The following is a 20756-nucleotide window of genomic DNA, read 5'->3' on the forward strand; positions in this document are numbered from 1 at the left end:
CGCGTAGCCTCGCTGTTGCTGTTGCTTTCGGGGTTGTTTTTGCTGTTGCTTTTGCTGTTGCGGTACCGGGCTCCCTTCCGAAGCGGCGGCCATGGCGGGGAAAAACCCCGAAGGGGCGGCGCACAAGGATGTGCGCCGTTCGCGGCAGGGGCAGGATGCCCCTTCCGCGAATCCCCGTCATGGACGCGGACCCGGAGCGCGCAGCGCGGAGGGCGCAAGGCAGGGCGCGCTTTCTTTTGGTTACTTTTCTTTGCGCGAGCAAAGAAAAGTGACTCGCCGCAAGGCGAAAGCCTTTGCCTCTGCTTCTGTTTTGGTCTGAAGATTCAAAGCAAGCGCAAGAGCAAAGCTTCCGCTGGCGCGGGTCACTTTTCTTTGCTTGTGCAAAGAAAAGTAACCAAAAGAAAGCACACCCGGGCGGCGCGCCCTCCGCGCTGCGCGCTACGGGTCCGCAAGCAGAATGGGAATTTCGGAAGGCACATCCATGTGCCTGCCGAAAACGACGCGCATCCTGCGCGTCGCCCCCTTCGGGAGTTGTACCCATCCTGCTTGCCGCGCCTCACGGGAGATCGAAAAGCAAAAAAAGCAACAGCCGAAGCAAGGCAGAGCAACAACAAGAGCAACAACAAGAGCAACAACAAGAGCAACAACAAGAGCAACAACCAAGCAGTGCCACAGTCACGGATGACAGTGCGATCGAATTCCCCCTGCCGATGGAACCACCATGAACTTCATTTCCACCCGCAATGCCGCGCCCGCCGCCACGCTCAGCCAGGCCATCGCCGCCGGCCTGGCGCCCGATGGCGGGCTGTATGTGCCCGAGCGCATGCCACCGGCCCGCGAACTGCAGCCCGGTGCCAACCTGGCCGAGACCGCCGCGACGCTGCTGGCGCCGTTCTTCGATGGCGACGCGCTCGCCGCCGAGCTGCCGGCGATCTGCGCCGAGGCCTTCGATTTCGACGCGCCGCTGCAGTCGCTGGCCACGCCCGGCGACCACGCGCTGGAGCTGTTCCATGGGCCGACCGCCGCCTTCAAGGATTTCGGCGCGCGCTTCCTCGCCGCCTGCCTGGCCCGGCTGCGCCGCGATGCCGCCACGCCGCTGACCATCCTGGTCGCCACCTCCGGCGATACCGGTGCCGCGGTGGCCGCCGCGTTCCATCGCCAGCCCGGCCTGCGCGTGGTGGTGCTGTATCCGGACGGGCGCGTGTCGCCGCGCCAGGCGCATCAACTGGGCTGCTTCGGCGACAACATCCAGGCGCTGCGCGTGGCCGGCACGTTCGACGACTGCCAGGCGCTGGTCAAGCAGGCCTTGAACGATGTCGACCTGCAGGCGCAGGCGCCGCTGAGTTCGGCCAACAGCATCAGCCTGGGCCGGCTGCTGCCGCAGATGAGCTACTACGCGCACAGCGCGCTGGTGCATTACGCCGGGCAGGCGCAGCCGCTGAACCTGGTGGTGCCGACCGGCAACCTCGGCAATGCGCTGGCGGCGATCCTGGCGCGCGGGCTGGGCGTGCCGCTGGGCCGTATCGTGCTGGCGACCAACGCCAACCACGTGCTGCCGGACTATTTCGCCGGCGCCGACTACGCCCCGCAACCCAGCGTGGCCACCGTGGCCAATGCGATGGACGTGGGCGCGCCGAGCAATTTCGAGCGCCTGCGCTGGCTGTACCGCGGCGACGACGCCGCGTTGCGCGCGCAATTCCAGTCCTATTCGGTGGACGATGCGCAGATCCGCCAGCTGATCGGCGAGCGCTTCCGCCGCTACGGCGAGGTGCATTGCCCGCATACCGCCACCGCGTTGCACGTGCTGCAGCAGATCCGCGCCGAGGGCGCCGAGGCCGATGCCGGCGACTGGGCGGTGGCCGCGACCGCGCATCCGGCCAAGTTCGAGGCGGTGGTCGAGCCGTTGATCGGCCAGCCGGTGCCGGTGCCGCCGGCGTTGGCGGCGTTGCTGCAGCGCCCGGCGCATGCCGAGCCGATCGCGCCGGACTATGCGGCACTGCGCGCGCGCCTGCTGGCCGGCTGAGGGCCGCGACGGCCATGGGGCCGGGCAGCGGCAATGCCGCCGTCCGTCCGCCGCGCTGCCGCACGGGCTGCGCGCAGCACGGGAACCTAGGCGCGCAGGCTCAGTCGTCGGGCTGCAGCCGCTGCCAGGCGGCCTGCACCACGCTGCGCGCCTGCAGCCAGTCCAGGCGCGAGCGCGGATGGTCGCGCAGGAATACGTCGCGCAGCTGCGGCACCACGTCCTCGAAGCGCTGGCCGTGGTACTTGAGATAGGCGTCGTAGGCCAGCTTCAGCGCCGGCTCGTAGTCGGTGAACACATGCCCGGGCCGATGGAACGGGGCCTGCGCGAAATGCGCCTTCCAGAACTCCAGTTCTCTTTCGCGATCCAGCATCACGCAGGCGCGCGAGTCGTGCATATCGATGGCGACGGCCATGGCGGCCCTCCGAATGGTTCCCCCCCACCGGCACCGCGGCGGCGCCGCAGGTGTATTGCGGGCGCAAGTCTATGCCCCGGCGTGCGACAGGTGCATGGCGATGGTCTGAAGCATTCATGGGCGCGGTAGGGGCCGCGCCTGCTGCCGGTCCAGCGCATTGCCGGAGGCCGGCTCGGCTGCCTGCCGGGCGTCGCCGGAGGCGTTCCGTGGCCTGGCGCCGGGTTGTCCACAGCGCATGTGGAGCGTTGCCCTGGAAACTTGTGGATAAGTCGGTGCGGCCGCCGTGGTGCAAGGCGTAGACACGGGCTGGCGAAAAAAACGCCGCGCCGTGGCCGGCTCACTCTTCGTCGGAGGCCAGCCGGTGCAGCGCGGCGAAGTCGCGGATCTCGACCACGTGCAACTGCGGCAGGGCGATCAGGCCTTGCTGGCGCAGCTTGGTGAAGGTGCGGCTGACCGTTTCCATGGTCAGGCCGAGATGGTCGGCGATGTCGCCGCGGCCCATCATCAAGGTCACCGTGTTGCCGGGATCGCCGCGGCTGGCGGTGCGCGCGGCCAGCTTGAGCAGGAAATCGGCGAGCTTTTCCATCGGCTGCAGGCGCGCCAGCGCCAGCGCCGCGTCCTGCGCCGCGTCCAGTTCCAGGCAGGCGCGCTGCAGCAGCTTGCGCTCCAGCTGCGGGTACTGCGTGCGCAACTGCCGCATGTTCGCCACCGAAACCCGGCATACGCGCGTGTCGGCGATCGCTTCGACGTCGGTGCGATATTTCTCCGATTCGCTCAGGCCCACGTAGTCGCCCGGCAGCACGAAGCCCGCCACCTGGCGGCGGCCGTCGGCCAGCGTGCGGACCAGGCGCAGCGCGCCGGAGGTGACGGTATAGACCGCCTGCCGCGCCTCGCCGGTGCGGACCACGGTGGCGCCGGCGGCGTAGGACAGCGAGGTGGTCACCCGTTCCAGCGCCTGGACCTCGTCGCAGGCCAGCGCCGAGCAGACCGCCAGGTGGCGCACTGCGCAATGCATGCACTCGTGCGCGTTCGGATCGCGGGCCGCGGCGGGCTCGACATAGGGCAGGGCGAAGCCGGGAACGGTCCGGTGCATGCGCTTGACGGGCGAAGTGGTCACGCCCGGATGATACGCCGATACGATCCCCGGCACCCCAGTACGGCTAGAATTGGCGCCTGTTTGCCCCCAAGACGCAGGAGTTTTGCACGTGATCAAGCCCCGTACGCCGCCCGGCATCATGGAATTGCTGCCGCGCGAGCAGATCGCGTTCCAGCGCATGCTGGACGTCATCCGCCGCAACTACGAGCGGTTCGGGTTCCTGCCGGTGGAGACGCCAGTGTTCGAGCTGTCGGACGTGCTGCTGACCAAGTCCGGCGGCGAGACCGAGCGGCAGGTGTATTTCGTGCAGTCCACCGGCGCGCTGGCCAACGCCGCGGCCGACGCCGGCGGCGAAGGCGGCTTGCCGGAGCTGGCGCTGCGCTTCGACCTGACCGTGCCGCTGGCGCGCTACGTGGCCGAGCACGAGCACGAGCTGAGCTTCCCGTTCCGCCGCTACCAGATGCAGCGCGTGTACCGCGGCGAGCGCGCCCAGCGCGGCCGGTTCCGCGAGTTCTACCAGTGCGACATCGACGTGATCGGCAAGGATGCGCTGAGCATCCGCTACGACGCCGAGGTGCTGGCGGTGATCCACGCGGTGTTCGCCGAGCTGGGCATCGGCAAGTTCGCGGTGCAGTTGAACAACCGCAAGCTGATGCGCGGCTTCTTCGAGAGCCTGGGCGTGGCCGAGGGCGAGCGCCAGCTGGCGGTGCTGCGCGAAGTCGACAAGCTCGACAAGCGCGGCGCCGACTACGTGCGCGAGACGCTGGTGGGCGAGGGCTTCGGCATCGCCGCCGAGCAGGTCGAGCAGATTCTGGCCTTCGTGGCGGTGCGCTCCAGCGGCCACGACGACGCGCTGGCGCGTCTGGACGCGCTGGCCGCGGCGGCCGAGTCGAGCGCGACGCTGCGCGAAGGCGTGGCCGAGCTGCGCGAGGTGCTGGCCCTGGTCAAGGCGCTGGGCGTGCCGGAAACCGCGTACTGCCTGAACTTCTCCATCGCCCGCGGCCTGGACTACTACACCGGCACCGTCTACGAGACCGTGCTGACCGACTACCCGCAGATCGGCTCGATCTGCTCGGGCGGCCGCTACGAGGACCTAGCCAGCCACTACAGCAAGTCCAAGCTGCCGGGCGTGGGCATTTCCATCGGCCTGACCCGCCTGTTCTGGCAGCTGCGCGAGGCCGGGCTGATCGAGGGCATCGCCTCCAGCAGCGTGCAGGCGATGGTCGCGCTGATGGACGAGGCCAAGCTGGACGACGCGCTGGACATCGCCCGCCGGCTGCGTGCCGGCGGGATCAACACCGAAGTGCAGATGGAGCCGAAGAAGGTCGGCAAGCAGTTCCAGTACGCCGCGCGTGCCGGCATCCGCTTCGTGGTGCTGGCCGGCGACGACGAACTGGCGCGCGGCGTGGTCGCGGTCAAGGACCTGGTGCGCGAGCAGCAGTTCGACGTCGCCCGCGACGAACTGGCCAGCACCCTGCTGGTCGAGCTGGAGCAGGCCAAGGTCATGCCCTGAGCGGGCCTGCCGGGGCATGGCCTGGCGCAACCTGGACGGTCGCGCCGCATGTCCCTTGTGGGAGCGACTTCAGTCGCGACGCGAATAACCAGGGCCTGTCGCTACTGAGGCCGCTCACGCAACAGCGATCGGCGCAATGCGCCGCCGACCGAAGCGGTGCCTGCGCCCTTAGGTCTATGCGATGGGTGCGAGTGCCTGTCGCGGCTGAAGCCGCTCCTACAAAAGCGCACGAAAGCACGTGCGCGCACCACCCCCTGTAGGAGCGGCTTCAGCCGCGACAGATCGCATGGCGACCTGATCCCATCCCGGATCGAACACATCCACACAACGCCCGCCTGCCGTGGCTTGACCCGGCCTGTCCAATCGCGCTAATGTACTAACACGCTATTACATTAATGCAATGAAACAACGACCCGCCCCCACTGCCGATCGCGACGACGACTCCTCGTTCAAGGCGCTGTCGCGCGCCCTGGCCCACCTGAGCAAGCCGCAGGAGGTCGCCGCGTTCCTGCAGGACCTGTGCACGCCGGCTGAACTGGAGGCGATGTCCGACCGCTGGCGGGTGGTGCCGCTGCTGCTCAAGGGCGTGCCGTACCGCGAGATCCACGAGCTGACCCAGGTCAGCGTCACCACCATCGGCCGCGTCGCGCGGACCCTGGAATACGGCGCCGGCGGCTATGCCACGGCGCTGCGCCGGCAAGCGGCGCGTCCTTCCGATTCCCATTGAGATGTCCTGATGAGTGCTTCCCTGGCAGCGCCGGCGCGTGACCGGCTGCGTATCGCGATCCAGAAGAGCGGCCGCCTGGCCGAGCCGGCGCGCGCGGTGCTGGCCGCCTGCGGGCTGAGCTGGCGCGAGAGCCGCGACAAGTTGTTCTGCTATGGCGAGTCGCTGCCGGTGGACCTGTTGCTGGTGCGCGACGACGACATTCCAGGGCTGATCGCCGACGGCGTCTGCGATTTCGGCATCGTCGGCCGCAACGAGTTGGAAGAGCAGGCCGGCGAGCGCCGCCGCAACGGCTTGCCCGAGGCCTACCGCGCGCTGCGCGGGCTGAACTTCGGCCAGTGCCGGCTGATGCTGGCGGTGCCCGACACCTGGGGCTGGACCGGCGTGGAACAGCTGCAGGGCAAGCGCATCGCCACCAGCTATCCGGCAGTGCTGGCCGACTGGCTGGAAGCGCGCGGCATCGACGCGCAGGTGGTGGAGCTGTCCGGCTCGGTGGAGATCGCGCCGCGCCTGGGCACCGCCGACCTGATCTGCGACCTGGTCTCCAGCGGCGCGACCCTGGCCGCCAACCAGCTCAAGCCGGTGGAGACGCTGCTGGAAAGCGAGGCGGTGCTGGCCGGACCGGTGCGCGAGCCGGGCGATGCCCGTGCCGGGCTGGCGGCGATGCTGCTGCGCCGGCTCGACGGCGTGCTCAAGCTGCGCGACAGCAAGCTGCTGATGTTCCGCGCCTCGCGCGACCACGTCGCCGAGCTGACCCGGCTGCTGCCCGACGCCGACCCGCTGGTGCAACTGCCCGGCGACGGCGACGGCCCTCTGCAGCTGCAGACCATGTGCCACGGCGCGATCACCTGGCAGCGCATGGAAGAACTGGAGCGCGCCGGCGCGCAGGGGTTGATGGTGTTGACGGTGGAGCGCTCGCTGGCATGAACCGACTGGAGTGGAATTCGCTCGACGCGCAGGCGCGCACGCAGGCCTTGACCCGGCCGGCGCAGACCGTCGCCGCGCAGACCCGCGCGGCGGTGGCGCAACTGCTCGAGGACGTGCGCGGCCGCGGCGATACGGCCTTGCGCGAGATCACCGCGCGTTTCGACGGCGTGGTGTTGCAGAGCTTCGAAGTCGGCGACGACGAGTTCGCCGCCGCCGAGGCCGCGGTGCCGGCCGTGCTGCGGGAGGCGATGGCGCAGGCGGCGGCACGGATCGAGAGCTTCCACCGCGCCGGCATGACCCAGCCGTATGCGGTGGAAACCGCGCCCGGCGTGGTCTGCGAACGGGTGGTGCGGCCGATCGGCCGGGTCGGCCTGTACGTGCCGGCCGGCAGCGCGCCGTTGCCGTCCACCGCGCTGATGCTGTGCGTGCCGGCGGCGCTGGCCGGCTGCCGCGAGGTGGTGCTGTGCACGCCGCCGCGCGCCGACGGCTCGGCCGATCCGGCGGTGCTGGTCGCGGCCAGGCTGACCGGCGTGGATCGCGTGTTCAAGCTCGGCGGCGCGCAGGCGATCGCGGCGATGGGCTTCGGCACCGAGTCGGTGCCCTCGTGCGACAAGTTGTTCGGGCCGGGCAACGGCTACGTGACCGAAGCCAAGCAACAGGTGGCGCAGGCCGGTGCGGCGGCGATCGACATGCCGGCCGGGCCGTCCGAGGTGCTGGTGATCGCCGACGTCGGCGCCGATGCCGCGTTCGTCGCCGCCGACCTGCTGTCGCAGGCCGAGCACGGCCCGGATTCGCAGGTGCTGCTGCTGTCCGACAGCGCCGAACTGATCGACGCGGTCGAGGACGAGATCGAACGGCAGCTGGCGACCTTGCCGCGTGCGGCGATCGCGCGCCAGGCGCTGTCCGCGTCGCGGCTGATCCAGGTCGGCACGCTCGAGGACGCCTTCGCGATCAGCAACCGCTACGCGCCCGAACACCTGATCCTGGCGCTGCGCGAGCCGCGCGGCTGGCTGGAGCGGGTCGAGGCCGCCGGCTCGGTGTTCCTCGGCGACTTCACCCCGGAAGCGCTGGGCGACTACTGCAGCGGCACCAACCACGTGCTGCCGACCAACGGTGCGGCGCGCGCCTACAGCGGGGTCAGCGTCGCCAGTTTCCAGAATTTCGTCAGCGTGCAGAGCGCCAGCCGCGCCGGCATCGCCGCGATCGGCGCCTGCGCGGTGACCATGGCCCGTGCCGAGGGTCTGGACGCGCACGCCAACGCGGTGGCGCTGCGGATGGAGAAGGCGGCATGAGCGCGGCGACCGCTGCGGCGACGCCCGGCTCGATGCTGGCGCTGGTGCGCCCCGACCTGCGCGACTTCGCCGGGTACGCGTCGGCGCGCAGCAGCGCGCTGCAGGGCGAGGTCTGGCTCAACGCCAACGAATCGGCCTGGGCCAATCCCGCCGACCGCGACGCCGGCAACCGCCGCTATCCGGATCCGCAGCCGCCGGCGCTGCGCGCCGCGCTGGCCTCGCTGTACGCCTGCGCGCCGGAGCAACTGCTGCTCGGCCGCGGCAGCGACGAAGCCATCGACCTGCTGCTGCGCGCGCTGTGCGAGCCGGGCCGCGATGCGATCGTGATCACTCCGCCGGTGTTCGGCATGTATGCGGTGTGCGCGCGGCTGCAGAACGCGCGCATCGTCGAGGTGCCGTTGCGCGAAGACGCCGCCGGCCTGGTCACCGATGTCGATGCGGTGGTGGACGCGGCGCTGACGCAGATGGCCAAGCTGGTGTTCCTGTGCTCGCCGGGCAATCCCAGCGGCGCGGCGATCCCGCTGGCCGACATCGAACGCGCCGCCGAGCGCCTGCACGGGCGCGCCTTGCTGGTGGTCGACGAGGCCTACGGCGAATTCTCCGAGGTGCCGTCGGCGACCACGTTGCTGGCGCGGTATCCCAACCTGGCGGTGCTGCGCACGTTGTCCAAGGCGCATGCGCTGGCTGCGGCGCGGATCGGCTGCGTGATCGCCGATCCGGCGCTGATCGCGGTGCTGCGCCGCTGCCAGGCGCCGTACCCGATTCCGGCGCCGTGCGCGCAGCTGGCGCTGGCGGCGCTGCAGGCCGAGCCGTTGCGGCAGACCGCGCTGCGCGTGGCCGAGGTGCGCGGCGAGCGCACGCGCATGCAGACCGCCTTGGCCGCGCTGCCGGGCGTGCGCCGCGTATACCCGTCGCAGGGCAATTTCCTGCTGCTGCGCTTCGACGACGCCGAGGCCGCGTTCCGCGCCTTGCTCGGCGCCGGCGTGGTGGTGCGCGACCAGCGTGCCGCGCCGAGCCTGGGCGATGCGCTGCGCATCACCCTCGGCACGCCGGAGCAGAACCAGCGCGTGCTCGGCGCATTGCAGGCGGGGAGGGCGGCGGCATGACCCCGATCCTGTTCGTCGACCGCGACGGCACCCTGATCGAGGAGCCGGCCGATTTCCAGATCGACGCCTACGAGAAGCTGCGCTTCGTGCAGGGGGTGATTCCGGCCATGCTCAAGCTGCGCGATGCCGGCTACCAATTCGTCATCGTCACCAACCAGGACGGCCTCGGCGGCGAGGCCTATCCGCAGGCCGCGTTCGACGGCCCCAACGACCTGATGCTGCAGATCTTCGCCAGCCAGGGCATTACCTTCCGCGAGGTGCTGATCGACCGCAGCTGGCCGGCCGACAACGCGCCCACGCGCAAGCCGGGCATCGGCCTGATGCTGCCGTACCTGCAGGACCGCAGCATCGACTGGGCGCGTTCGGCGATGGTCGGCGACCGCCTCACCGACATCCAGTTCGCCGACAACCTGCGCATCCGCGGCTTCCAGCTGAAGACCGAGCAGTTCGGCGGCGACTGGGACTGGGCCGGCATCGCCCACGAACTGGCCGATGCGCCGCGCCGCGCCACCGTGCAGCGCGACACCAAGGAAACCCGGATCCGGGTCGAGGTCGACCTGGACCTGGCGCGCGATCCGCATTGCGCCACCGGCCTGCCGTTCTTCGACCACATGCTCGAGCAGATCGGCAAGCACGGCGGCTTCGCCCTGGACGTGCGCGCCGAAGGCGACCTGCACATCGACGAGCACCACACCATCGAGGACACCGGCCTGGCCCTGGGCCAGGCGCTGCGCCAGGCGCTGGGCGACAAGCGCGGCATCGGCCGCTACGGCTTCGATCCGCCGGACAGCCCGTGGCCGGCCGACGCCGCCGCCGGCCGGGTCGGCTTCACCTTGCCGATGGACGAAACCCTGGCCAGCGCCGCACTGGATTTCAGCGGCCGCCCGTATTTCGTGTTCGAAGGCGAGTTCAAGCGCGAACGCGTCGGCGACCTGCCGACCGAGCTGGTGCCGCATTTCTTCCGCTCGCTGTGCGATGCGTCGGGCCTGAACTTGCACCTGAGCGTGCACGGCGACAACGACCACCACAAGGTCGAGGCCTGTTTCAAGGCGCTGGCGCGCGCCCTGCGCCAGGCGCTGCGCCGCGACGGCGCCGCGCTGCCCTCGACCAAGGGTGTGCTGTGATGGCGGCCGTGTGCGCGAGGAGGCCGCGATGACCGATGTCGCCTTGATCGACGCCGGCGGCGCCAACCTCGGCTCGGTGCGCTACGCACTGGAGCGCCTGGGCGTGGAGGCGCGGCTGGTGCGCGATGCGGCCGGATTGCAGGGCGCCGAGCGGGTGATCCTGCCCGGCGTCGGCGCCGCGCCGCACGCGATGGCGCGGCTGCGCGAACAAGGGCTGGTCGAACCGCTGCGTGCGCTCGAAGTTCCGCTGATCGGCATCTGCCTGGGCATGCAGCTGCTGTTCGAGCGTTCCGAGGAAGGCGACGTCGACTGCCTGGGCCTGCTGACCGGCGTGGTCCGGCACATGCCGCCGGCGCTGGGCATCCGCATCCCGCACATGGGCTGGAACCGGCTGCTGCCGATGCGTCCGTCACCGTTGCTTGAGGGTCTGCCTGACACCGCCACTGCCTATTTCGTGCACGGCTACGCCGCGCCGGTCACCGCCGACACCGTCGCCGCCTGCGACCATGGCGGCCTGTTCACCGCGGTGGTGCAACGCGGCCGCCGCTGCGGCGCGCAGTTCCATCCCGAGCGTTCGGCGAGCACCGGCGCGCGCATCCTGCGCAACTTCCTCGAGACCGATTTCCCATGAGCTTCATCGTCTATCCCGCGCTGGACATCCGCGACGGCCGCGTGGTGCGGCTGGCGCAAGGCGACTACGCCCGCGAAACCCACTACGGCGACGATCCGCTGCCGCGCGCGCAGGCCTTCGCCGACGCCGGCGCAGGCTGGATGCACCTGGTCGACCTGGACGCGGCGCGCGCCGGCGGCTACACCCTGGCGCCGCTGCTGAGCCGGATCAGCGCGCAGACCGGGCTACAGGTGCAGACCGGCGGCGGCGTGCGCTCGCGCGCCGACGTGCAGCGCATCCTCGACGCCGGCGCCACGCGCGTGGTGATCGGCTCGCTGGCGGTGCGCGACCGCGAGTCGGTGCTGGAATGGCTGGCCGAGTTCGGCGCCGACCGCATCACCGTGGCGCTGGACACGCGCCAGGACACGCAGGGCGTGTGGCGGCTGCCGGTGCTGGGCTGGACCGAGACCTCTTCGCTCACCCTGGAAGCGCTGGCGGTCGACTACGCCGCGGCCGGGCTGAAGCACCTGCTGTGCACCGACATCGCCCGCGACGGCATGCTGTCCGGCCCGAACCTGGCGCTGTACGCCTACCTGCGCGACATCGCGCCCGGCGTGGACGTGCAAGCCTCCGGCGGCATCCGCGACGCCGCCGACGTGCGCGCCGCGCGCGAGGTCGGCTGCGGCGGCGCGGTACTCGGCAAGTCGCTGCTGGAAGGGCGGCTGCGCCTGGACGAGGCGCTGGCATGCTGAGCCGGCGCATCATCCCGTGCCTGGACGTGCGCGACGGCCGCGTGGTCAAGGGTGTCAAGTTCCGCGACCACGTCGACATGGGCGACATCGTCGAACTGGCGCTGCGCTACCGCGACCAGGGCGCCGACGAACTGGTGTTCTACGACATCGGCGCCAGCCCGGAAGGGCGCTCGGTCGACTACGCCTGGGTCGAACGCGTGGCGCGGTTGATCGATATCCCGTTCTGCGTGGCCGGCGGCATCCGCGACGTGGCCACCGCGCGCGCGGTGCTGCATGCCGGCGCCGACAAGATCTCGATCAATTCGCCGGCGCTGGAGCGGCCGGCGCTGATCGCCGAACTGGCCGAGGCCTTTGGCGTGCAGTGCGTGGTGGTCGGCATCGATTCGATCCGCGAGGACGACGGCCAGTGGCGCGTGCGCCGCTTCACCGGCGACCCGAGCAAGACCCAGGCGCTGCGCGTGCGCACCGTGGACTGGGTGGTGGAGGCGCAGCAACTGGGCGCCGGCGAGATCGTGCTCAACTGCATGGACAACGACGGCGTGCGCCGCGGCTACGACATCGCCCAGCTGTTCGAGGTGCGTTCGCTGTGCAAGGTGCCGCTGGTGGCCTCCGGCGGCGCCGGCGAGATGCAGCACTTCGCCGATGTGTTCGAACAGGCCGACGTGGACGGCGCGCTGGCCGCCAGCGTGTTCCACAGCGGCGCGATTCCGATTCCCGAGCTCAAGCGCTTCCTGCGCCAACGACAGATCGAGGTGCGCGATGGCGCATGAACACCAAGCCGCCGCGACCGCGGACGCGGCGCTGGACTGGAGCAAGGGCGACGGCCTGCTGCCGGTGGTGGTGCAGGACGCCGCCACCCTGCGCGTATTGATGCTTGGCTACATGAACGCCGAAGCGCTGGCCGCGACCCGCACCAGCGGCAAGGTCACCTTCTACAGCCGCAGCAAGCAGCGCCTGTGGACCAAGGGCGAAAGCTCCGGCAACACCCTGGAGCTGGTCTCGATCGAGACCGATTGCGACAACGACACGCTGCTGGTGTTGGCGCACCCGCACGGCCCGACCTGCCACCTCGGGCGCAGCAGCTGCTTCCCGCAGGCGCCGGGCCAGTTCCTGGGCGCGCTCGACCGCCTGGTCGCGCAGCGCGAACGCGAACGTCCGCCCGGCAGCTACACCACGCAGCTGTTCGAGAAAGGCACGCGGCGCATCGCGCAGAAGGTCGGCGAGGAGGGCGTGGAGACCGCCTTGGCGGGCGTGGCCGAAGGCGATGCCGAACTGCTCGGCGAATCGGCCGACCTGCTGTACCACCTCACCGTGCTGCTGCGCGCACGCGGCCTGGCCCTGGCCGACGCGGTCGCGGTACTGGAAGCGCGCCACCGCTGAGTCCCGGGCGTGCGGCGACGGTCATCGCCGCGCCGCGGCGGATGGCTACAATCGCGGCTTCTTCCGATCGCTGGACCCCCGCATGTCGCTGCGCGCCGTACTGCTCACCTGCCTGTTGACTGCCGCACTGCCCGCGCTGGCGCAGTCGGCGACGATCAGCGGCAGCGTCTACCAGGAACGCGACGGCCACGCCGGCCGCGGCAGCGGCGAGCGCGGCGTCGCCGGCGTGCAGGTCTCCGACGGCGTGCAGATCGTGCGGACCGACGCGCAGGGCCGCTACCGCCTGGAGGTGGAGCCGGGGCGCACGCTGTTCGTGATCAAGCCTGACGGCTACGCCTTCGCCAGTGCCGGCAACGGCTTGCCGGACTACTGGCGGCACTACGTGCCGGTCGGATCGCCTGCGCTCAAGTACCCGGGGATCGCGGCCAGCGCCGGCGCGACCAGCGGCTGGGACTTCGCGTTGCGCGCGCAACCTACGGCGGCCAGCACCGAGGTGATGGTGTTCGCCGACACCCAGACCGCCTCGGCGACCGATGTCGGCTACTACGCGCGCGACATCGTCGCGCCGCTGCTCGGCAAGACCCGCGCGCGCCTGGGCACCACCCTGGGTGACGTGGTCAACGACGACCTGTCGCTGTATCCGGCGTTGAACGCCGAAACCGCCAAGCTCGGCGTGCCGTGGTTCCACGTACCCGGCAACCACGACCTGAATTTTGATGCGGCCGACGACCTCGCGTCGCTGTCCAGCTGGCGCGCGATCTATGGCCCGGACACCTATGCGGTGGAAGAGGGCGGTGCCAGCTTCGTGTTCCTCGACGACGTGGTCTACCAGCCGCAGCAGCGGCCGAATTACGTCGGCGGTCTGCGCGAGGACCAGTTCGCGTTCCTGCGGGCCTACCTGGCGACGCTGCCGAAGCAGCGGCTGCTGGTGCTGGGGATGCACATCCCGCTGTTCGACGCCGCACCGGGCAAGGAAACCTTCCGCCATGCCGACCGCGCGCGCCTGTTCGCGCTGTTGCAACCGTTCGCGCACGTGCTGGTGTTGAGCGGCCACAGCCACACCCAGCGCCACTATTACCATCGCGCCGACGACGGCTGGCATGGCGCGCAGCCGCTGCACGAATACAACGTCGGCGCGGCCTGCGGCGCGTTCTGGTCCGGTGCCAAGGATGCCGACGGCATTCCCGCGGCGACGATGGCCGACGGCACCCCGAACGGCTACGCGCTGCTGACCGTGCAGCGCGACGGCCGCTATGCGCTGGCCTATCACGCCGCGCGCGCGGCCGACGATGCGCCGATGACCCTGCACGCGCCGAAGGTGTTGCGCCGCGGGGCGTATCCGGCCTGGGCGGTATACGCGAACGTGTTCATGGGCGAGGACGACAGCCGCGTGGAATACCGCATCGACGATGGCGCGTGGAAACCGATGGCGCGCGTGCAGCAGCCGGATCCGGACCTGCTCGCCGAGAACGCACGCGACGATGCCGCCGAGACCCTGCGCGGCTACGACCGCTCGCCGGAAGCGACCCCGTCGCAGCACCTGTGGCGCGGCACCTTGCCGACCGACCTCGGCGCCGGCGCGCACCGCATCGAGGTCCGCGCCTTCGACCGCTGGCGCGGCGAGCAACGCGCCAGCACCGGCTATCGCCTACAGGAAGCGACGCCCTGAGCCCTGAGTGCGCGCTGCGGGCCGGCGCGTCGATGCGGTGGACTCCCTGGCCTGGCCAGCGGCAAGCCGCGAGCGTTTCGCTTTCCCGCGTCGGGACTGAAGTCCCTCCCACAATGCGTCCGGGCCACCGCTGCGCGCCTTTGTAGGAGCGGCTTCAGCCGCGACGAACGAGCCGGCAAACTGGTTGGCTCCGCGAGCGGACTCTCGGGGCTGAAGCCCCTCCTACAGTGCACCAGGCTGGCTTTCTGCGCTTCTGTAGGAGAGGCTCCAACCGCGAATCCGCCAGCGAGAGGGTGGCCTCGGCCACCGTCGGGACTGAGGTCCGTTCGACAATGCATCCAGCCCGCTGCTGCGCGTTTTTTGTAGGAGCGGCTTCAGCCGCGACAAACGAGCCGGCGAACTGTTTGGCTCCGCAAGCGGAACTCTCGGGGCTGAAGCCCCTCCTACAGTGCACCAAGCTGGCTTTCTGCGCTTCTGTAGGAGAGGCTCCAACCGCGAATCCGCCAGCGAGATGGGTGGCCTCGGCCACCGTCGGGACTGAGGTCCGTTCGACAATGCATCCAGCCCACTGTCACGTGCCTTTGTAGGAGCGGCTTCAGCCGCGACAAACGAGCCGGCAAACTGGTTGGCTCCGCAAGCGGACTCTCGGGGTTGAAGCCCCTCCTGCAGTGCACGCCGGCTGGCTCGCCGCAAGCGCTTGTGGGAGCGACTTCAGTCGCGACGAGCACAGGCGGCAGACCCCGCGGCTCGGGCGCCAGCGGTGCCGATGGCGACAGGCCAGCAAGCGGATTTCCGAATCCCAAAAACAAAAACGCCTCCACGCGGGAGGCTGTCGAAAGCGAATGATCCTGGCTGGCGAGCGAAGGCGAGCGGGCGGAAGGATCGGCGCAGCTGGCTGGCGTGAGGCTGGCGGGCTTGCTGCGGACGAAGTTTAGCGAGTGCCGGCAGTGTGCGATCAAACGCGAATCACTCGCATCTCTTTGCGGGCAAGTGCCGAAGAAAACCCTGCGCTCCGCCAGTGCCGTCTGCATCGCGGCCAGCTGCCGCAGCCGTGCGCATGCGCGTAGACCGCGCCCAGCGCCGCGGACGTCACAGTTGGCGCTCGTGGCTTGGTCGCGATCGTCTGCGCAGCGGCGCTGTGCGGCCCTCAGTGGCGGGGTGTTGTCGCGGACGGCGGTGCCGGCGCCGGTGCGTGCGCCGAAGCTGCGGCCGCTGCCTTGGCCTCACCATCGGCATTGGGAACCGGCCTCGGTCCCGGCTGCGCATGGACCTTGCCGTTCGCACCGGCCGTGCCGTCGGCGGTCGGTTCCGGCGCTGCTGCCGTTGTCGTCTCCGTGTTTGCCGGCGTCCCGGTTCCCGTCTCCGTCTCCGTTTCGGTCTCCGGCTCCGCCGCAGGTTCCGGATAGGGATACGCCGGCGCCGCGACCGGCTGCAGCTGCGCGCGCCAGCGCTGCAGCAACGGTGCGATCCGCGCGCCGACGTACAGCTGCGGGTACGACGGCGCCTCGCCCTCGGCGTGTTCGCGCGCGGTGATCTCGGCGCTGGCCAGGCGATAGCTCTCGACGAAGTCGCTGGTGCGCGCCAGCGCATCGATCAGCCAGGCGCGGCCGAAATAGGTGGCGCTGGCGGTGTTGCCGCAGCCGAACGAGGGCCGGTCGCGGCGCGCGGCGGTGATGATCAGCGTGTCCGCGCTCTTCAGCGCCGGCACGAAGCCGCCCGAGTAGCACGCCGACAGCACGATCACCCGGTTGCGGATGCCGGCGTCGTCGAGCAGTTCGCGCAGTTCCGCCGGCGCGATGGTGTCGTAGTCGGCGTCCTCGCCTGGGCCGAACTGCAGGTACAGCTCGTGCTGCTCGGTGCCGTGGCTGGTCAGGAACAGCAGCAGCGCGTCCTCGCGCCGGTCCATCAGCGCGCCGATCCGCTGCAGCGTCTCGGCCAGGTTGTCGTACGAGGCCTCCGGCGCGTAGGCGTGGGCGCCGAGATTGTCGGCGTGGTTGATCAGGGTGACGATCCGCCCCGCCGCGCCGAAGCGCTGCGCGAACAGCTGGCGCAGGTACAGCGTCTCGTTGCGGAACACGTCCTCGCTGGCGTCGCCGGCGAAGCCGACCACGTACAGGTCGATCACGCCCGGCCGCTGCGGCTGCAGTGCGTGCAGCTGCGCCTGCAGCAACGGATCCTGTCCGGGACCGGGCGCGGTGGACGCGGCCAGCGCGACCGGCGCCGCCGGCGACACCGCCGCGTGCGGGCCGGCGCCGCACAGCAGCAGGCCCGCGGCCAGCAGGTACCTGTACGGGAGGGAGCGCGGACGGGAGGTGGCGGCCATGCGCAGATGATCGCGGCAAACCGCAGGCCCGGCAATCGCCAAGGCCGGAGTGCGGAACCCTGGAATCAGGAAGGTGCATGAAGTGCAGGAGAGCGATCAGTCCTGCCGATGCTCCACCGGTTTTGATTCGCGCTGCCATGGCGCAATCGAGTTCCTGCCCAAGCGACTACATGGATCATGGCCGCATGGTCGCGGCCACCCAGCTCGCGTGCGTCAAGAAAAGACGGCAGCCGCCTGGACCAGCGCGGCTGCCGTGGAGAGAGAGCGACCTCATCGAAGCGGCGGGGCACCGATGCCCCGGCAACGGGCGAGCGTTGTGCAGGCACGTGGCCGAGCGGCCAAGTGGACCATCGCGCCTGGGCGCGGCCAATCGGCTCGCGCGTCAAAGAAAAAACGGCAGCCGCCTGGACCAGCGCGGCTGCCGTGGAGAGACCTGCCCCCGATCGAAGCGCCGGGGCGAGCGCTCAGAACTTCCAGTTCATGCCGAGATACAGCTGGCGGCCGGTGTAGGTGTTCGACAGCAGGCGCGCCTCGCTGTCGTTGCCCAGGTGGATGCGCTGTTCGGACCTGGTCGCGTTGAGCACCGACGCGGTCAGGGTCAGGGCCTCAGTGAAGTTGTAGGCGACGTTGAGGTCCAACTGATCGTAGGGTTCGGAGTATTCGGTCAGCCCGTTGTTGAGGCCGCCGACGACTTCGCCGCGCCGGTTGTACGAGGCGCGCGCCAGGAATTTCTGGTTCTCGTAGAACACGGTGACATTGGCCTGGTTCTTGGCGCTGCCGACCAGCGGCGAGGACCCGATCGCCTGGCCGTCCAGCACGATCGCGGCCAGGTTGGTGTCGTTGTAGGTGTAGTTGGCCTGGACGCCCAGACCGAAACCGAAGGTGTACTGGCCGTACAGTTCGACGCCTTGCGAGACGCCGTCCTGGCCGTTGGCCTCGGTTTCGTAGCGCTGCACCGTGACCGTCTGGCCGCCGACCGTCATCTGCTGGTCGCGCACCACCGGCACGGTGAAGTTGTCCACGTTCTTGCGGAACAGCGCCACGCCGGCGACTGCGCCCGGGGTGAAGTACCACTCCAGGCCGATGTCGTACTGGGTCGCCTCGAACGGCTCCAGCCCCTTGTTGCTGCCCGAGCCGTGCCAGCCGGGGGTGTCGGTGCCGCCGGCGACGCGGCGGTCGTTGCTGTACTCGTCGCTGACGAAGCGCAGGCTGCCGGGGTAGGCGATGCTGGTGTAGCTCGGCCGCGCGATCACCTTGGACGCCGCACCGCGCAGCACCAGGGTGTCGGTGATGTCCCAGGCGACGTTGAAGCTGGGCAGCACGTCGGTATACGTCTTCTCCATCGAGCTCAGCGCGTAGGTCTTCTCGCGCGCCAGCGCATCGGGCAGGCGGACGAAGCCGCTCTGGCACACATAGCCGCTGCCGGAGCCGATCAGCGCGGCGGCGGCCGGATCGTTGCAGTCCATCGGCGCGCCGGCCGCGTTGTCCTGGAAGTAATCGTTGAACCGTTCCACCGAATCGCTGGATTCGGCGAACTGTTTGGTGCGCACCACGCGCACGCCGAGGTTGCCGCGCAGGCGCTCGGTGCGGAAGTTGGCCTGGAAGTAGCCGGAGAAGATCTTCTCGTCGACGTTGTAGACGAAGTCGTCCTCGCGGCGGTTGTGCGAGCCGCCGTAGCGGTCGTTGAGGTAGTCGATGTAGGCCGGGTAGTCGATGCCGGGAAACACGTTGGCGTTGAAACCGCCGCGGATGTTGTCGATCGGGCTGGAGCGGAAGAAGCCGGGCTGGGCCACGCCGGCGCTGGGGTCGCAACCGGACTGGTAGCGGTTGTTGTCGTAGTCGGCCGGATCGGTGCCCTGGCACACCCAGTAGGTGTTGCCGGTGTTGCGGTGCACCTGGCCGTCGCGGTACTTGGCGCCGAACTGGATCGAATCCAGCCAGCCGTTTTCGAACAGCTTGCTGATGTCGGCCTGGAAGTAGTTCTGCTTGATGCTGGTCTGCATCCACGACGAATCGGTCGAGCCGGTATCGATCTCGGCGATGCCCGCCATCAGCTGGTCCTGCAGGTTCGGCGAGAACGTCGCGCTCGGCGTGCCGGTGAGGTCCCAGGCGCTGTAGGCGTTGCCGGATTGCCACACGCCATCGACCTGCCGGCGCGGCTTGGCCGCCATGCGGAAGCTCATCGACGGGCCGCCGTCCGACCAGGTGCGGCCGCCGGTGAACGAGGCCTTCCATAGCGGGCTGATGTCCCAGTCGATCGACAGGTCGGCGGTCTGCGACAGTGCCTTTTCGCGGCTGTAGGTGCCGGTGAGCTGGGGGGTGGGGATGGTGCAGTCGTCCGGCCCCCAGCCGCCCGGCGCCAGGCCGGCCGCGGCCGCCTGATCCTCGCTGCAGTAGTAGGTCTTGCCGGCCAGTTTTTCGTATTGCGCGCCGGTGACGATGCTGCCGCTGGGGTCGAAGCTGAGCCCGTTGAGCAGGCGCCCGCCGGCCCAGTTGCCGTCGCCGTTGAAACGCGCCAGGTTCCACTCCGGAATCTTCAGCATGTTCTGGGTGTAGTCGCCCTGCAGCTCGAAGCGGAAGTAGTTGGCGGTCAGGGTCAGGTTGTCGAGCGGCTTGAACTGGAACGTGAACTGCCCGCCCTTGCGTTCGCGCTGTTCGTCGCGCACCGCGAAGTTGACCGAGGTGGGCAGGAAGAACTCGCTGTAGTTGCGCCCGCTCTGATCATTGAAGCCGGACTGGCCCCACCAGTAGTGGATGCCGTCCTGGGTCAGCGGATTGCCGTGGGCATCGACCGCGTCGGTGCCGGCGCCGTACCACTGGTAGTCCTCGGTGCTCGCCTCCATGCTGCGGTTTGTGCGCTTTTGCTGGGTCACGCCGACCAGCACGCCGAAGCGTTCGTCCTTGCTGTGCCAGGAGTACAGCGCCGACAGCTGCGGATCGACGTCGTGGCTGGTGTCGGACGAGGTGCCCTCGACGTTCACGTAGCCGGAGTTGGCTTCCATGTCGAGCGGGCGGCGGGTATGCAGGATCACCGTGCCGCCGATGCCGCCTTCGTCGATGCGCGCTTCCGGCGACTTGAACAGCTCCGCGCTGGACAGCATGTTCGACGGCAGCAGGGTGTAGTTGAACGAGCGCGTGGCTTCGTCGTTGGTTTCCGAGGTGGCGACGTAGTTGCCGTTCAACTGGGTCAGGGTCAGGTCCGGCGCCAGGCCGCGCACGCTCACGCTCTTGCCTTCGCCGCCATCGCGGGTAATGACCACGCCCGGCACGCGCTGCAGCGCGTCGGCCACGTTCTTGTCGGGGAATTTGCCCACGTCCTCGGCGGTGATCACTTCGACCACGGCGTTGGCGTCGCGCTTCTGCTGCAGGCTCTTTTCGATGGCGTAGCGGTAGCCGGTGACGTTGACGCTGTCGAGCGTGGTCGCGTCGGGCGACGCCGTGGCGGCCGGCGCGGTGGCCTGTTGCGCGGACGCGCCGGTCGGCGCCAGCGCGGCGGCCAGGGCGAAGCCGATGGCGGTGGACAGCGCGTGGCGGCCCCGCATGCGTGAAGTCTGTTTCATTCCCCTCTCTCCTCTCTCCTGGATTGAACGGCGGCTTGCACGGTCTTGGTTTTTATCGATCCAAATCTGGGCGTTCGCGCTCCCGCGACGATGTATCTGATGGGTTCGGCTGCGCCGGCTTCGCTTGCTTCGGGCCGTCGATCGAGCTTGAATCGATCTAAACGGCGCCAGATGTGTAACACGACGTGCCGGGACACGCATGCTGCCGCGCAATATGCGAATCCGGGGTGGAGCAGGGCGATTGG

The 20756-nt window shown here is 69.6% G+C and carries 17 protein-coding genes; 13 read left to right on the forward strand and 4 right to left on the reverse strand.

The window, feature by feature from the left end; translation table 11 throughout:
- Positions 1 to 293: 293 nt before the first annotated feature.
- On the forward strand, positions 294 to 725 hold the full coding sequence (locus VDQ83_RS06370) for a hypothetical protein (protein WP_455434264.1): 432 nt from the start codon (positions 294 to 296) through the stop codon (positions 723 to 725).
- Positions 722 to 2023: a threonine synthase gene (gene thrC / locus VDQ83_RS06375; RefSeq protein ID WP_455434265.1), complete on the forward strand. Its 1302-nt coding sequence runs from the start codon at positions 722 to 724 to the stop codon at positions 2021 to 2023. The genes VDQ83_RS06370 and thrC overlap by 4 nt, the downstream gene beginning before the upstream one ends.
- A gap of 100 nt (positions 2024 to 2123) precedes the next feature.
- Here the strand turns inward: thrC and VDQ83_RS06380 are convergent, their stop codons facing one another.
- Both VDQ83_RS06380 and VDQ83_RS06385 read right to left on the reverse strand, forming a co-directional pair.
- Positions 2124 to 2435, reverse strand: a complete 312-nt coding sequence (locus VDQ83_RS06380; protein ID WP_263398153.1) for a hypothetical protein — start codon at positions 2433 to 2435, stop codon at positions 2124 to 2126.
- Positions 2436 to 2772: 337 nt separating this feature from the next.
- On the reverse strand, positions 2773 to 3528 hold the full coding sequence (locus VDQ83_RS06385) for a Crp/Fnr family transcriptional regulator (protein ID WP_309916253.1): 756 nt from the start codon (positions 3526 to 3528) through the stop codon (positions 2773 to 2775).
- Positions 3529 to 3640: 112 nt separating this feature from the next.
- Here VDQ83_RS06385 and hisS point away from each other — a divergent pair, with 112 nt between their 5' ends.
- The 11 genes from hisS to VDQ83_RS06440 all read left to right on the forward strand — a co-directional run bounded on the left by hisS (position 3641) and on the right by VDQ83_RS06440 (position 14628).
- Entirely contained in the window at positions 3641 to 5044 is a 1404-nt protein-coding gene (gene hisS, locus VDQ83_RS06390; RefSeq protein WP_455434266.1) for a histidine--tRNA ligase, read from the forward strand.
- 400 nt (positions 5045 to 5444) lie between these two features.
- Positions 5445 to 5771 (forward strand): YerC/YecD family TrpR-related protein, encoded by a 327-nt coding sequence (locus VDQ83_RS06395; RefSeq protein WP_455434267.1) that lies wholly within the window; start codon positions 5445 to 5447, stop codon positions 5769 to 5771.
- 9 nt (positions 5772 to 5780) lie between these two features.
- Positions 5781 to 6695, forward strand: coding sequence for an ATP phosphoribosyltransferase (hisG, locus tag VDQ83_RS06400; RefSeq protein ID WP_309915514.1), 915 nt, complete (start codon positions 5781 to 5783; stop codon positions 6693 to 6695).
- Positions 6692 to 7987, forward strand: a complete 1296-nt coding sequence (gene hisD / locus VDQ83_RS06405; protein WP_309915517.1) for a histidinol dehydrogenase — start codon at positions 6692 to 6694, stop codon at positions 7985 to 7987. The genes hisG and hisD overlap by 4 nt, the downstream gene beginning before the upstream one ends.
- Positions 7984 to 9093 (forward strand): histidinol-phosphate transaminase, encoded by a 1110-nt coding sequence (gene hisC, locus VDQ83_RS06410; protein WP_455434268.1) that lies wholly within the window; start codon positions 7984 to 7986, stop codon positions 9091 to 9093. The genes hisD and hisC overlap by 4 nt, the downstream gene beginning before the upstream one ends.
- On the forward strand, positions 9090 to 10217 hold the full coding sequence (hisB, locus tag VDQ83_RS06415) for a bifunctional histidinol-phosphatase/imidazoleglycerol-phosphate dehydratase HisB (RefSeq protein ID WP_455434269.1): 1128 nt from the start codon (positions 9090 to 9092) through the stop codon (positions 10215 to 10217). The genes hisC and hisB overlap by 4 nt, the downstream gene beginning before the upstream one ends.
- A gap of 28 nt (positions 10218 to 10245) precedes the next feature.
- Positions 10246 to 10848, forward strand: coding sequence for an imidazole glycerol phosphate synthase subunit HisH (gene hisH, locus VDQ83_RS06420; RefSeq protein WP_455434270.1), 603 nt, complete (start codon positions 10246 to 10248; stop codon positions 10846 to 10848).
- Positions 10845 to 11579 carry a 1-(5-phosphoribosyl)-5-[(5-phosphoribosylamino)methylideneamino]imidazole-4-carboxamide isomerase gene (gene hisA / locus VDQ83_RS06425; RefSeq protein ID WP_455434271.1) on the forward strand — a complete coding sequence of 245 codons (735 nt, stop codon included), beginning with the start codon at positions 10845 to 10847 and terminating at the stop codon, positions 11577 to 11579. The genes hisH and hisA overlap by 4 nt, the downstream gene beginning before the upstream one ends.
- Positions 11573 to 12349: an imidazole glycerol phosphate synthase subunit HisF gene (hisF, locus tag VDQ83_RS06430; protein WP_263398162.1), complete on the forward strand. Its 777-nt coding sequence runs from the start codon at positions 11573 to 11575 to the stop codon at positions 12347 to 12349. Before hisA ends, hisF begins: the two co-directional genes overlap by 7 nt.
- The gene (gene hisIE / locus VDQ83_RS06435) at positions 12339 to 12959 is read left to right on the forward strand and encodes a bifunctional phosphoribosyl-AMP cyclohydrolase/phosphoribosyl-ATP diphosphatase HisIE (RefSeq protein ID WP_455434272.1); all 621 of its coding nucleotides are present in this window, start codon (positions 12339 to 12341) and stop codon (positions 12957 to 12959) included. The genes hisF and hisIE overlap by 11 nt, the downstream gene beginning before the upstream one ends.
- Positions 12960 to 13041: 82 nt before the next feature.
- Positions 13042 to 14628: a calcineurin-like phosphoesterase C-terminal domain-containing protein gene (locus VDQ83_RS06440; RefSeq protein WP_455434273.1), complete on the forward strand. Its 1587-nt coding sequence runs from the start codon at positions 13042 to 13044 to the stop codon at positions 14626 to 14628.
- Between the two features lie 1147 nt (positions 14629 to 15775).
- Here the strand turns inward: VDQ83_RS06440 and VDQ83_RS06445 are convergent.
- Both VDQ83_RS06445 and VDQ83_RS06450 read right to left on the reverse strand, forming a co-directional pair.
- The gene (locus VDQ83_RS06445) at positions 15776 to 16951 is read right to left on the reverse strand and encodes a C13 family peptidase (protein WP_455434274.1); all 1176 of its coding nucleotides are present in this window, start codon (positions 16949 to 16951) and stop codon (positions 15776 to 15778) included.
- A gap of 464 nt (positions 16952 to 17415) precedes the next feature.
- Positions 17416 to 20511 carry a TonB-dependent receptor gene (locus tag VDQ83_RS06450; RefSeq protein ID WP_455434275.1) on the reverse strand — a complete coding sequence of 1032 codons (3096 nt, stop codon included), beginning with the start codon at positions 20509 to 20511 and terminating at the stop codon, positions 17416 to 17418.
- Between the last annotated feature and the right edge of the window lie 245 nt (positions 20512 to 20756).

This window comes from Xanthomonas sp. WHRI 7945, from assembly GCF_035026585.1.

What these genes read in the sequence shown, in the direction of transcription:
- VDQ83_RS06380 (WP_263398153.1), bottom strand. Translation starts at nt 2,435, where the DNA reads ATGGCCGTCGCCATCGATATGCACGACTCGCGCGCCTGCGTGATGCTG.
- hisH (WP_455434270.1), top strand. Translation starts at nt 10,246, where the DNA reads ATGACCGATGTCGCCTTGATCGACGCCGGCGGCGCCAACCTCGGCTCG.
- VDQ83_RS06445 (WP_455434274.1), bottom strand. Translation starts at nt 16,951, where the DNA reads ATGGCCGCCACCTCCCGTCCGCGCTCCCTCCCGTACAGGTACCTGCTG.
- hisIE (WP_455434272.1), top strand. Translation starts at nt 12,339, where the DNA reads ATGGCGCATGAACACCAAGCCGCCGCGACCGCGGACGCGGCGCTGGAC.
- VDQ83_RS06450 (WP_455434275.1), bottom strand. Translation starts at nt 20,511, where the DNA reads ATGAAACAGACTTCACGCATGCGGGGCCGCCACGCGCTGTCCACCGCC.
- hisF (WP_263398162.1), top strand. Translation starts at nt 11,573, where the DNA reads ATGCTGAGCCGGCGCATCATCCCGTGCCTGGACGTGCGCGACGGCCGC.
- VDQ83_RS06385 (WP_309916253.1), bottom strand. Translation starts at nt 3,528, where the DNA reads ATGCACCGGACCGTTCCCGGCTTCGCCCTGCCCTATGTCGAGCCCGCC.
- VDQ83_RS06440 (WP_455434273.1), top strand. Translation starts at nt 13,042, where the DNA reads ATGTCGCTGCGCGCCGTACTGCTCACCTGCCTGTTGACTGCCGCACTG.
- VDQ83_RS06395 (WP_455434267.1), top strand. Translation starts at nt 5,445, where the DNA reads ATGAAACAACGACCCGCCCCCACTGCCGATCGCGACGACGACTCCTCG.
- hisA (WP_455434271.1), top strand. Translation starts at nt 10,845, where the DNA reads ATGAGCTTCATCGTCTATCCCGCGCTGGACATCCGCGACGGCCGCGTG.
- hisB (WP_455434269.1), top strand. Translation starts at nt 9,090, where the DNA reads ATGACCCCGATCCTGTTCGTCGACCGCGACGGCACCCTGATCGAGGAG.
- thrC (WP_455434265.1), top strand. Translation starts at nt 722, where the DNA reads ATGAACTTCATTTCCACCCGCAATGCCGCGCCCGCCGCCACGCTCAGC.
- hisG (WP_309915514.1), top strand. Translation starts at nt 5,781, where the DNA reads ATGAGTGCTTCCCTGGCAGCGCCGGCGCGTGACCGGCTGCGTATCGCG.
- hisC (WP_455434268.1), top strand. Translation starts at nt 7,984, where the DNA reads ATGAGCGCGGCGACCGCTGCGGCGACGCCCGGCTCGATGCTGGCGCTG.
- hisD (WP_309915517.1), top strand. Translation starts at nt 6,692, where the DNA reads ATGAACCGACTGGAGTGGAATTCGCTCGACGCGCAGGCGCGCACGCAG.